Here is an 11,332-nt window from a genome sequence, read left to right on the forward strand (position 1 = left end):
CGTGATCAGCGGGCGGATCGTACCTTTGCGGAGGGCTTCATGGGGGGCAGGGTCCCACGGCTGGTGCGGGCGGTGCCAGTGCTCGTCGGCGTGGCGCTCGGCGTGGCGTTGTTGCCGGCGTCGCCGGCGCTGGCACACAACTCGCTGACCGGGAGCAATCCGGCCAACGGGGCCAAGGTCGCCACCGCGCCGGCCGCCGTCGAGCTGCGTTTCCTGGCCAAACTCGATCCGGACAGGACGAAGATCACAGTGACCGGGCCGGACAACATCCCGGCCGCCGGTGGCGAGCCGACCTTTTCCGGCAGCCGGGTCAGGGTGCCGTTCGCCCCGGGCGCGGCCGGTCTCTACATCGTCGACTATCAATTGCCGTCCAGCGACGGCCACCCCGTCAAGGGGGAGGTGCGGTTCACCCTCACCACCGGCACCGCCGCCGCGCCCCCGTCGCCGTCGGTCAGCCCGTCGGCCAGTCCCACCCCGTCGCCGACGCCGAGCAGCGCGGCACCCGGCTCCCCGTCGACCACCCCGGTCGCCGCCGGCACCGACGACAACGGCCGGGGTTGGCTCTGGGCGGCGGCCGGTGGCCTGGTGCTGCTCGCCGCGCTCGCCGCGGGCCTGTTCCTGCGCCGCCGCTCCACCCGGTCCTGACCGGACACCGACGCGGGGCCCGCCGGTCACCGGCGGGCCCCGCGTCGATGTCGTGGTAGAGCTAGACCAGGCGGAGCCGGGCGGCGCGCAGCCGGGTCAGGGTGCGCTCCCGACCGAGCACCTCCAGCGACTCGAACAGCGGCAGCCCGACGGTACGGCCGGTGACCGCCACCCGGACCGGGGCCTGCGCCTTGCCCAGCTTGAGGCCGCGCTGGGCACCGACCGCCTCCAGTGTCGACTTCAGCGACTCCGCGTCCCAGGACTCCAGCGCCGTGTAGCCGGCGACGGCCGCGTCGAGCAGGTCGGCCGCCCCCTCCTTCATCGCCTTGGCCCAGGCCGCCTCGTCGATCGACGGCTCGGCGAGGAAGAGGAAGTCGACGTTGGGCACGATCTCGCTGAGCACCGCGATCCGGGTCTGCGCCAGCGGCGCCACCGCGGCGAACGCGTCGGCGTCGAACTCCTCCGGCAGCCACGGCGGCGGGGCGATGGTGCCGGTGCCGGTCAGCCACGGCTGGCAGGCGGCCACGAACTCGTCGACCGGCAGCGCCCGGATGTACTCGCCGTTGAACGCGCGCAGCTTCTTCTCGTCGAAGAAGGCGGGGGAGGGGTTGACCTCGGTCAACCGGAACTCCTCCTCGATCACCGACCAGGGCACGATCTCCCGGTCGCCCGACGGCGCCCAGCCGAGCAGCATCAGGTAGTTGCGCATCGCGGCGGCGAGGTAACCCTCGTCCCGGTACGCCTCCAGGGCCACCTTGTCGCGGCGCTTGGAGAGCTTCTGCCGCTTCTCGTTGACCACCACCGGCACGTGCGCCCAGATCGGCGGCTTGACGCCCAGGGCGTCCCAGAGGAGCTGCTGCTTCGGGGTGTTCGGCAGGTGCTCCTCGGCCCGGATCACGTGGGTGATGCCCATCGTCATGTCGTCCACGACGTTGGCGAGCAGGAACACCGGGGAGCCGTCGCCGCGGGCGATGACGAAGTCCTCGATCAGCTTGTTCTCGAACGTCGGCTCGCCCCGGATCAGGTCGACCACCACGGTCGCGCCCTCGTCGGGGGTACGGAAGCGCAGCGCCCGCCCCTCGCCGGGTGGCAGGCCCCGGTCCCGGCAGAAGCCGTCGTAGCCCTGGTACTGCGAGCCGGTACGGGCCTGCACCGCCTCCCGGGTGCAGTCGCAGTAGTAGGCCCGCCCGGCGTCGTGCAACCGCTGGGCGGCGGCCCGGTGCTCACCGGCGTACGCCGACTGGAAGTAGGGGCCCTCGTAGGTGTCGCGGGCGATGCCGATCCACTCCAGCGCGGACAGGATGCCCTCGGTCCACTCGGGCTTGTTACGGGCGGCGTCGGTGTCCTCGACGCGCAGCACGAACACCCCACCCTGCTGCTTGGCGAAGATCCAGTTCTGCAGCGCCGAGCGGGCACCGCCGACGTGGAACATACCGGTCGGGGAGGGGGCGAAGCGCACACGTACCGTCACGCCGTCCAGCCTACGGCCGGCCGCGACCCGGTTTCGCCAGGGGGCCCGTCAGCGCACGCCCCGGATCTTGAGGACCAGGGCGCTGCCGAGCAGGGTCACCACGGCGGTCACCGCGTACAGCGTGGGGTAGCCGCCCAGGTGGACCACGATCGGGGCGGACAGCGCCGGGCCGAGCACCTGGGGTGCCGAGTTCGCGATGTTGATCACGCCGAGGTCCTTGGCCCGGTCGGTGGCGCGCGGCAGCACCTCGGTGATCAGCGCCGCGTCGACCGACAGGTAGACGCCGTAACCGGCACCGAGCAGCACCGCGGCGACCAGCGCCATCGACCAGGTCGGCGCGACCGCCAGCAGCAGCGCGGCCACCGCCATCACCACCCCGGAGACGATCACGTAGACCTTGCGCCGGCCGGACCGGTCGGACAGCATCCCGGCGACCACGGCGGTGAGCATCATGCCGAGGGTGTAGAGCAGGATCAGCACCAGCAGGCCACCCTCGGGGTCGGGGTAGCGCACCCCGTCGGTGAGGAAGTACAGCAGGTAGAGGGTGCCCAGGGCGTTGCCGATCTGCACCAGGAACCGGGTGATCCAGGCCCAGGCGAAGTCCGGGTGCCGGCGCGGGTCGATCCACATCGAGGCGACCAGCGCGCGCAGCCGCAGCGGCGGGCGGTGCTGCCGGGGCAGCGGGTCGTCGGGGGTGAGGAACGCGAACGGCAACGACAGCAGCAGCACCGCCAGCGCCATCGCGGTGTAGCCGGGCACGGTGCCGCTGACCAGGGCGGTGACCAGCACCGCGCCGAGCACCAGGCCCAGCGCCTGCGGGATGCCCACCCAGCCGGAGACCCCGCCGCGCTGCACCACCGGCACCCGGTCGGGGATGCCGGCGGTGAGGCTGGCCAGCATCGCGTTGAAGCAGACCTGGGCGGCGACCCAGCCCAGCGCCACCCCGGCGATGGTCTGCTGCCGGGCCAGCAGCACCAGCGCCAGCGCGCCGAGCACCGCGCCGCCGGCCGTCCAGACGTGCCGGCGGCCGAACTCCCGCCCGCCGATGCGCAGGCAGGTGCGGTCCGACAGCGCCCCGGCGAGCGGGTTGGCCAGCACCGCCGCGAGCGCGCCCAGCCCGGTGACGACGGCCAGCATCGCCTCCTTGTGGTCCGGCGAGATCCGTTCCACCTGCTGCGGTAGCAGCACCTGGATGGGGGTGAAGAAGGCCATCCACACCCCGAGGTTGGCCGCGAAGATCAACGCGATCCAGCTCCGCCGGACCGGGACGACCGGGTCGGCGAGCGCCGCCGGCAGCGAGGCCGGCGTCGGGTCGACGGTGGTCACCCCCGGCCGACCTGGGCCCGGTACCAGGCGTACGAGGACTTGGGCGTGCGGGTGCCGGTGTCGAAGTCGACGTGCACCAGGCCGAAGCGCTTGGTGAAGCCCTCGGCCCACTCCCAGTTGTCCAGCAGCGACCAGACGAAGTACCCGGTCACGTCGACGCCCTCGTCGATGGCGGCCCGCAGGGCGCGCAGGTGCCCGTCGAGGTAGCCGATCCGGTCCGGGTCGTGCACCATGCCGTCGGCGTCCGGGACGTCGTCGAAGGCGCAGCCGCCCTCGGTGATCTGGATCGGCGGCAGCGCGTCGCCGTACCGGTCGCGCAGGCCGACGAGCAGGGTACGCAGCCCGTCCGGGACCACCGGCCAGTCGAACGCGGTACGCGGGTAGCCCTCCAGCGGGACCAGTTCGAACGGCAGCGGGGAGTCCTCCTCGGGGGCGCGTACCCCGGTCGGGTTGTAGTAGTTGACCCCGAGCACGTCCAGCGGCGCGGCGATCACCGCGAGGTCGCCGTCGCGGACCACGCCCGGGTCGAAGCCCTCGGGGTAGCCCCGGCCCAGCAGCGGGTCGGTGAACAGGTGGTTGTGCAGGGCGTCGTACGCCGCCGCGGCGGCATGGTCGGCGTCGGTGTCGCCGTGCCGGACGACAGGCGAGTAGTTGTTGGCGATGGCCACCGGTGCGGTGCTGTGGGCGCGCAGCGCGGTCACCGCCAGCCCGTGCCCGAGCAGTTGGTGGTGGGCGGCGGGGAAGGAGTCGAAGAGCAGGGTCTGGCCGGGGGCGTGTTCCCCGGTGCCGTGGCCGAGGCTCAGGTGGATGAACGGCTCGTTGAGGGTGATCCAGAGTTTCACCCGGTCGCCGAGGCGGGCGGCGGTCACGTCGGCGTACTCGGCGAAGTGGGCGGCGGTGTCCCGGTTGAGCCAGCCGCCGGCGTCCTGGAGCGGCTGGGGCAGGTCCCAGTGGAACAGGGTGGCGACCGGGTCGATGCCGGCGGCGAGCAGGTCGTCGACGAGCCGGTCGTAGAAGTCCAGGCCGGCGGTGTTGACCGGGCCGGTGCCGCCGGGCCGCACCCGGGGCCAGGCGATCGAGAACCGGTACGCCGACACCCCGAGCCCGGCCAGCAGCGCGACGTCCTCCCGGTGCCGGTGGTAGTGGTCGCAGGCCACGTCGCCGGTGCTGCCGTCGATGATCCGGCCGGAGGTGTGGGCGAAGGTGTCCCAGATGGACGGTCCCCGGCCGTCGGCGTCGGCGCCCCCCTCGATCTGGTACGCCGAGGTGGACACCCCCCAACGGAAACCGGCGGGGAAACCGGGGATCGGTGCGGTCGTCATCCACCCTCCCAGAACGCGAAACGTGTTCGCACTCTAGGGCGCGAAGTCCGCGAGCGCCATAGGTGCGAGGCAATGCGGGCGCAAGGGTTGTCGGCGTGTCTTTTTCCGAACACGTCCCGGTAAGTCCGATTTAGCGCATAGAGTGCGGAATATCGCGGATGTCCTCAGTGGGGGAAGAACAGAATGATCCTCGTCGAACGCAGTGCGCACGTGACGGCGCCGGTGGAAGCGGTCTGGGAAGTTGTCCAACGGGCCGAGCAGTTGCCCGCCTGGTTGGCCGGGGTCCGGGCCGCCGAGGTCCTCTCGGGGGAGGGCTTCGGCCGTCGACAACTCGTCCAGGCCGGGCGCGGCTCGGCGCACGAGGCCGAGGTGATCGCCTACCAGGAACCCACCCTGATCGGCTGGCGGGAACGCGCCCGGGGTGCCGGGGCCCGCGCCGAGGCGCGCACCGAGATCTACGTGCAGCTCACCGCCGACGAGGAGGAGGGCGGCACCATCGTCCGGCTGATCGTGGTCCGCTGGCCGGCCGGCCCGGTCAAGGGCGCCCTGCTGCGCCTCGGGCTGCGCCGGGTCGGTGCCGACCTGGAGGAGTCGCTGGCCCGGCTCACCGACCTGGCCGCCGTCGGCTGACCCGACCCGACGACGCGAAAGGGCCCGGCGCACCGCGCCGGGCCCTTCGTCGTACCTCGGGGACTAGCTGTCCCCGCCGGTCTCGCCGACCGGGGCGGCGTTGACGTCGTCGATCGCGTACTTCTTGGCGGCCTCGGCCGGAACACCGGCCGGCACCACGCCGCGCAGGGCGAGCTGCCGCAGCGTCGCCACCGCCACCGACTCGGCGTCGACGTGGAAGTGCCGCCGCAGCGCGTGCCGGGTGTCCGACATGCCGAAGCCGTCGGTGCCGAGCGAGGTGTAGTCGCCGGGTACCCAGCGGGCGATCAGGTCCGGTACCGCGCGCATCCAGTCGCTGACCGCGACCTTCGGCCCGTCGGCGTCGGCCAGCTTCTGCTGGATGTACGGCACCCGCTGCTCCGCGCCCGGGTTGAGCAGGTTGTGCTCCTCACAGAGCACCGCGTCGCGGCGCAGCTCCGTCCAGGAGGTCACCGACCAGACGTCGGCGGCCACCCCCCAGTCCTGGGCGAGGAGCTGCTGCGCCTTGAGCGCCCACTGCATGCCGGTCCCGGAGGCCAGGATGTTCGCCTTCGGGCCGTCGACCTGCGGGGCCGGCGCGTAGCGGTAGATGCCCTTGAGCAGCCCCTCGACGTCCAGCTCGGACGGCTCGACCGGCTGGTGGATCGGCTCGTTGTAGACGGTGAGGTAGTAGAAGACGTTCTCCTGGTCCTCGCCGTACATCCGGTGCAGGCCGCGCTCCACGATGTGCGCCAGCTCGAACCCGAACGCCGCGTCGTAGGCGACCACCGCCGGGTTGGTGGCGGCCAGCAGCAGCGAGTGGCCGTCCTCGTGCTGGAGGCCCTCACCGTTGAGCGTGGTCCGCCCGGCGGTCGCGCCGAGGACGAAGCCCCGGGCCATCTGGTCGGCCGCCGCCCAGAAGCCGTCACCGGTGCGCTGGAACCCGAACATCGAGTAGAAGATGTACATCGGGATCATCGGCTCGTCGTGGGTCGCGTACGCGGTGCCGGCGGCGGTGAACGAGGCGACCGAACCGGCCTCGTTGATCCCCTCGTGCAGGATCTGCCCGGTCGTCGACTCCTTGTAGGACAGGAACAGGTCCCGGTCGACCGAGGTGTACCGCTGGCCGTGCGGCGAGTAGATCTTCGCGGTCGGGAAGATCGAGTCCAGGCCGAAGGTGCGCGCCTCGTCCGGGATGATCGGCACCCAGCGCTTGCCGAACTCCTTGTCCTTCATGATGTCCTTGAGCAGGCGGACGAAGGCCATCGTGGTGGCCACCTTCTGCTTGCCCGAGCCGCGCTTGACGTCGGCGAACCGCTCCGGCCCCGGGATCGCCAGCTTCTTGTGGCTGGTCCGCCGGGACGGCAGGTAGCCGCCGAGCTGCTCGCGCCGCTCCCGCAGGTAGGCCATCTCGTCCGAGGACTCACCCGGGGTGTAGTACGGCGGCAGGTAGGGGTTGTCCTCCAGCGCCTTGTCCGGGATGTCCAGGTAGAGGCGGTCGCGGAACAGCTTGAGGTCGTCAAGCGTCAGCTTCTTCATCTGGTGCGTGGCGTTGCGGCCCTCGAAGTGCGAGCCCAGCGTCCAGCCCTTGATGGTCTTGGCCAGGATGACGGTCGGCTGCCCGGTGTGCTCGGTGGCCGCCTTGTAGGCCGCGTAGAGCTTGCGGTAGTCGTGCCCGCCCCGCTTGAGGTTCCAGATCTCGTCGTCGGACAGGTGCTCGACCATCTTGCGGGTCCGCTGGTCACGGCCGAAGAAGTGCTCCCGCACGTACGCCCCGGACTCCGCCTTGTAGGTCTGGTAGTCACCGTCGGGGGTGGTGTTCATCAGGTTGACCAGCGCGCCGTCGGTGTCCGCGGCGAGCAGCGGGTCCCACTCCCGGCCCCAGACCACCTTGATCACGTTCCAGCCGGCACCCCGGAAGAACGCCTCCAGCTCCTGCATCACCTTGCCGTTGCCCCGGACCGGGCCGTCCAGCCGCTGGAGGTTGCAGTTGATCACGAAGGTGAGGTTGTCCAGCTCCTCGCGCGCGGCCACGCCGATCGCGCCGAGCGACTCGACCTCGTCCATCTCACCGTCGCCGAGGAACGCCCAGACGTGCTGCTGGGAGGTGTCCTTGATGCCCCGGTGCTGCAGGTAGCGGTTGAACCGGGCCTGGTAGATCGCGTTCAGCGGACCCAGACCCATCGAGACCGTGGGGAACTCCCAGAAGTCCGGCATCAGCCGCGGGTGCGGGTACGACGGCAGCCCGCCGCCCGGGTGCGACAGCTCCTGCCGGAACCCGTCGAGCTGGTCCTCCGAGAGCCGGCCCTCCAGGAACGCCCGCCCGTACATGCCGGGGGAGGCGTGGCCCTGGTAGAAGATGTGGTCGCCGCCGCCCGGGTGGTTCTTGCCCCGGAAGAAGTGGTTGAAGCCCACCTCGTAGAGGGAGGCGGAGCTGGCGAAGGTGGAGATGTGCCCACCGACGCCGATCTCCGGCCGCTGCGCGCGGTGCACCAGCATCGCCGCGTTCCACCTGACGTACGCCCGGATCCGCCGCTCGATGTGCTCGTCGCCCGGGAACCAGGGTTCCTGCTCCGGGGCGATGGTGTTGATGTAGTCGGTGGTGGTCAGGGACGGCACCCCGACCTGCCGCTCGCGGGCCCGCTCCAGCAGGCTGAGCATGACGTACCGGGCGCGTTTGGTTCCGCGCTCGTCGATGACACCGTCGAGCGACTCGACCCACTCGCTGGTCTCTTCGGGGTCGATGTCCGGAAGCTGGCTCGGCAGACCAGCGGTGATCACCGGGCGCTTGCGTTCCGTAGCCACAGGCGTTCCCTCGGTTGTGTGTGGGATAGGTCTCTCCGCCATCCTGCCCTCTGGTGGCACCCGTCGTCACGTGTAGCTCCCCCAGACGCGACGCTGAACACAGGTACCCGCCGGTAACTTTGCGTGGGTGGCCACCCGGCCGCACTCCCGGCCGCCCGGACACGGCACCGTCCGGCGGCCGGCCGTGCCCGGCACCCCGAACCGGCCGTCCCGGCCCCCGGGCCGGGGGCGGTGGCGCGACGGATGCGGCAGAATGCGCCGTATGCGCAGTGAGGTGATCACCGTCCGGACCGGTTCCCGACCCACCGTCGTCGACGTCACGGCCGAGGCGGAACGGTTCGTCGCCGGGCAGGGCGACGGCCTGCTGCACGTCTTCGTGCCGCACGCCACCGCCGGGGTGGCGATCATCGAGACCGGCGCCGGCTCCGACGACGACCTGCTGCGGGCCCTCGACGACCTGCTGCCCACCGACGACCGCTGGCGGCACCGGCACGGCTCACCCGGCCACGGCCGCGACCACGTGCTGCCCGCCTTCGTCCCGCCGTACGCGACGCTGCCGGTGCTCGGGGGCCGGCTCCAGCTCGGCACCTGGCAGTCGGTCTGCCTGGTCGACCCCAACGGCGACAACCCGTCGCGTCAGGTCCGCTTCTCCTTCCTCCCCGGCTGACCCGCACCCGGCCGAACCGTCCCGGCCGACCCGGGCGCGGGCCGCTCAGCGCAGCCCGGTCTCCGTCTCGACCGTGTACCGGTCCCGGTCCACCGGCCGGGCGCGGGCGGTGGACGGCGGCCGGTCGTACGTCTGGTGCAGGCCGGGCACCCGGTCCTCGACCACGAACGACGCCCGGGGGTACGCCGGCGCGCCCGCCCGGCTCACGTACGGCAGCACCATGAAGTCCGCGCTGAGCTGTGCCGGGGTGATCGTGGTCCGGACGAAACCGCGCAGGTCGTTCTGGAACCGCAGGTGCGGGTTGGTGCGCAGCCAGGGGTGCGAGCCGCTGGCCGAGTCGAAGCCGTCGCCGCCCGAGGTGACCGAGGAACAGACCAGCTCGGTGCCGACCGTCCGCGCCGCCGGGTCGAGGTAGTCGAGCTTCAGGTCGGCCGCCCAGTGCGCGTGCACGTCGCCGGTGAGCACCACCGGGTTGCGGACCCCGGCGGCCACCCAGCCCCGGGTGATCCGGTCCCGGGAGGCCAGGTAGCCGTCCCAGGCGTCCATGCTGGTCAGCCGGGTCGGCCCCGGGTCACGGTCGCGGGCGGCGAAGAACACCTGCTGGGCGAGCAGGTCCCAGCGGGTGTCGGAGCGGCGGAACCCGTCCAGCAGCCACTGCTCCTGCGCCGTGCCGGTGATGGTGCGGCCCGGGTCGGCCGCCGCCGGGCAGTCCCGGTAGCCGTCCCCGCACGCCTGGTCGTCCCGGTACTGCCGGGTGTCGAGCAGGTGGAAGGTGGCCAGCCGCCCCCAGCGCAACCGCCGGTACAGCGCGATGTCCGGACCGCGCGGCACCGAGGCCCGCCGCAACGGCATGTTCTCGTGGTACGCCTGGAAGGCGGCGGCCCGCCGGGCCAGGAAGTCTGGGTCCGGCTCCTCCGGCACCGCGCCGGCCCAGTTGTTCTCCACCTCGTGGTCGTCGAAGACCACCGCCCAGGGGGCCACCGCGTGCGCCGCCTGCAGGTCCGGGTCGGTCTTGTACTGGGCGTGCCGCTGCCGGTAGTTGGCAAGCGTCCGGGTCTCCGGCCCCTCGTGCCCGCGCGGCCGGTCCGGGCCGTACTCCCGGGCGTACTCGTACTGGTAGTCGCCGAGGTGCAGGATCAGCTCCGGCGCGCTCTCGGCCAGCCGCCGGTAGGCGGTGAAGTACCCCTGCTCGTAGTGGGAGCAGGAGACGAAACCCATCGCCAGCGCGGCGGGCAGGGACGCCGGGTCGGGTGCGGTGCGGGTGCGCGCGGTGGGGGAGAGGTGCCCCTCGGCCCGGAACCGGTAGAAGTACTCCCGGCCGGGCAGTAGCCCGGTCAGCTCGACGTGCACGCTGTGCGCCGACTCGGGCCGGGCGGTCTCCGTGCCCCGCTGGACGACGTGCCGGAACAGTTCGTCGGCGGCCACCTCCCACTGCACCTCGACCGTCCGTCCGGGCATGCCGCCCAGGCCGTCCTCGGCCAGCGGCTGCGGCGCCAGCCGGGTCCACAGCACGACCCCCTGGTGGTCGGGGTCGCCGGAGGCCACCCCGAGGGTGAACGGCCAGAGCAGCGGCCGGTGCCGGGCGGGGACCGCCGGCCGGGCGGGACGCCCGTCGGCGGCGTCGGCGGGCGTGGGCAGGCCGGCGGTCGCGCCGGCCGCCCCCAGCGCCGCGCCGGAGAGCAGGACGGTGCGTCGGGACAGTGCCATGGGAGCCTCCCCGGGGTCCGGTGCGTTCCTGACCCCGGCAGCGTCGCGACCCACGGTGGCCGTCAGGTGACCACCGGAGACCGTCGCCCCCTCCGGCAGCCGAACAGCGCCCGGCGAACGGGTGCCCGGCAGCCGATGCCGCTGCGCGAACCGGTCGGGTCGGTGTCCTGCCGGGACCGTCCACAGCGGGTGTGGTGGACCGCCGTATCCCGGTCGGGTCGTGTCTGAGTGGGCGAGCGTGGCCTCCGTCGGTAATGCTGATCGCGTGACCACCCCGCAAGATCTCGACGACCGGTTCCGGGAGACCCTGGGCGCGTTGCCCGAGCCCGAGCGGCGGCGTGACCCCGGGCGACCCGTCCGGCCCGGTGCCGCGCTGACCGGGCGGCAGCTGCTCGCCCTGTTCGACGCGCAGGTGACCAGCCGCCAGCTCGACCTGGCCGCGCGTTGGCTGCGCAGCTTCGACGAGGGCTTCTACACGATCGGCTCGGCCGGGCACGAGGCCAACGCGGCGGTGGCCGCCGCACTGCGCCCCACCGACCCGGCCCTGCTGCACTACCGCTCCGGCGCCTTCTACTGCCTGCGTGCCGCCCAGGCCGTCGGCGACTTCCCCGGCGGCGACGTCGGGGCCGGCGGGGATCCCGCGGCGGTGACCGGATACCCGGACGCCGACGACCACCCGCCGGCCGGTGACCCCGACGGCGTCCATGATCCGGCCGACACCCCTGACGGCGACAGTCGGCCGGCCGACGCCCCCACCGACGG

8 protein-coding genes and 1 pseudogene are annotated in these 11,332 nt (G+C 72.6%); 4 read left to right on the forward strand and 5 right to left on the reverse strand.

The genetic code is table 11. The features are described 5' to 3' along the window. Nucleotides 1-39: 39 nt before the first annotated feature. Nucleotides 40-645: a copper resistance CopC family protein gene (locus tag ACN265_RS06370; RefSeq protein WP_420118352.1), complete on the forward strand. Its 606-nt coding sequence runs from the start codon at nucleotides 40-42 to the stop codon at nucleotides 643-645. Between the two features lie 61 nt (nucleotides 646-706). On the opposite strand, the gene gltX is transcribed toward ACN265_RS06370, so the two are convergent. Genes gltX through ACN265_RS06385 form a run of 3 tightly spaced genes read right to left on the reverse strand, consistent with a single transcriptional unit; the run spans nucleotide 707 to nucleotide 4,764 of the window. Further along, nucleotides 707-2,116: a glutamate--tRNA ligase gene (gene gltX / locus ACN265_RS06375; RefSeq protein WP_420116904.1), complete on the reverse strand. Its 1,410-nt coding sequence runs from the start codon at nucleotides 2,114-2,116 to the stop codon at nucleotides 707-709. Nucleotides 2,117-2,164: 48 nt separating this feature from the next. Continuing rightward, nucleotides 2,165-3,442 (reverse strand): MFS transporter, encoded by a 1,278-nt coding sequence (locus ACN265_RS06380; RefSeq protein ID WP_421406367.1) that lies wholly within the window; start codon nucleotides 3,440-3,442, stop codon nucleotides 2,165-2,167. Beyond that, nucleotides 3,439-4,764 (reverse strand): GH1 family beta-glucosidase, encoded by a 1,326-nt coding sequence (locus ACN265_RS06385; protein WP_421406368.1) that lies wholly within the window; start codon nucleotides 4,762-4,764, stop codon nucleotides 3,439-3,441. The genes ACN265_RS06380 and ACN265_RS06385 overlap by 4 nt, the downstream gene beginning before the upstream one ends. 183 nt (nucleotides 4,765-4,947) lie before the next feature. Here ACN265_RS06385 and ACN265_RS06390 point away from each other — a divergent pair, with 183 nt between their 5' ends. Continuing rightward, complete coding sequence (locus ACN265_RS06390; protein ID WP_088644846.1) at nucleotides 4,948-5,394, forward strand: SRPBCC family protein; 447 nt, start codon at nucleotides 4,948-4,950, stop codon at nucleotides 5,392-5,394. Nucleotides 5,395-5,457: 63 nt separating this feature from the next. On the opposite strand, the gene aceE is transcribed toward ACN265_RS06390, so the two are convergent. Further along, the gene (aceE, locus tag ACN265_RS06395; protein WP_204926409.1) at nucleotides 5,458-8,196 is read right to left on the reverse strand and encodes a pyruvate dehydrogenase (acetyl-transferring), homodimeric type; all 2,739 of its coding nucleotides are present in this window, start codon (nucleotides 8,194-8,196) and stop codon (nucleotides 5,458-5,460) included. 262 nt (nucleotides 8,197-8,458) lie between these two features. On the opposite strand from aceE, the gene ACN265_RS06400 reads away from it, so the two are divergent. Further along, nucleotides 8,459-8,863, forward strand: a complete 405-nt coding sequence (locus ACN265_RS06400) for a YjbQ family protein (protein WP_204926410.1) — start codon at nucleotides 8,459-8,461, stop codon at nucleotides 8,861-8,863. Between the two features lie 45 nt (nucleotides 8,864-8,908). Here the strand turns inward: ACN265_RS06400 and ACN265_RS06405 are convergent, their stop codons facing one another. Then, nucleotides 8,909-10,570, reverse strand: a complete 1,662-nt coding sequence (locus ACN265_RS06405; RefSeq protein ID WP_421406369.1) for an alkaline phosphatase D family protein — start codon at nucleotides 10,568-10,570, stop codon at nucleotides 8,909-8,911. Between the two features lie 238 nt (nucleotides 10,571-10,808). On the opposite strand from ACN265_RS06405, the pseudogene ACN265_RS06410 reads away from it, so the two are divergent. Beyond that, nucleotides 10,809-11,270 (forward strand): annotated as a pseudogene (locus ACN265_RS06410) (transketolase); the annotation flags it as partial. Between the last annotated feature and the right edge of the window lie 62 nt (nucleotides 11,271-11,332).

The organism is Micromonospora sp. WMMD730, from assembly GCF_049178955.1.
Classification (GTDB): domain Bacteria; phylum Actinomycetota; class Actinomycetes; order Mycobacteriales; family Micromonosporaceae; genus Micromonospora; species Micromonospora wenchangensis.

What these genes read in the sequence shown, in the direction of transcription:
- ACN265_RS06370 (WP_420118352.1), top strand. Translation starts at nt 40, where the DNA reads ATGGGGGGCAGGGTCCCACGGCTGGTGCGGGCGGTGCCAGTGCTCGTC.
- ACN265_RS06385 (WP_421406368.1), bottom strand. Translation starts at nt 4,764, where the DNA reads ATGACGACCGCACCGATCCCCGGTTTCCCCGCCGGTTTCCGTTGGGGG.
- ACN265_RS06390 (WP_088644846.1), top strand. Translation starts at nt 4,948, where the DNA reads ATGATCCTCGTCGAACGCAGTGCGCACGTGACGGCGCCGGTGGAAGCG.
- ACN265_RS06400 (WP_204926410.1), top strand. Translation starts at nt 8,459, where the DNA reads ATGCGCAGTGAGGTGATCACCGTCCGGACCGGTTCCCGACCCACCGTC.
- ACN265_RS06405 (WP_421406369.1), bottom strand. Translation starts at nt 10,570, where the DNA reads ATGGCACTGTCCCGACGCACCGTCCTGCTCTCCGGCGCGGCGCTGGGG.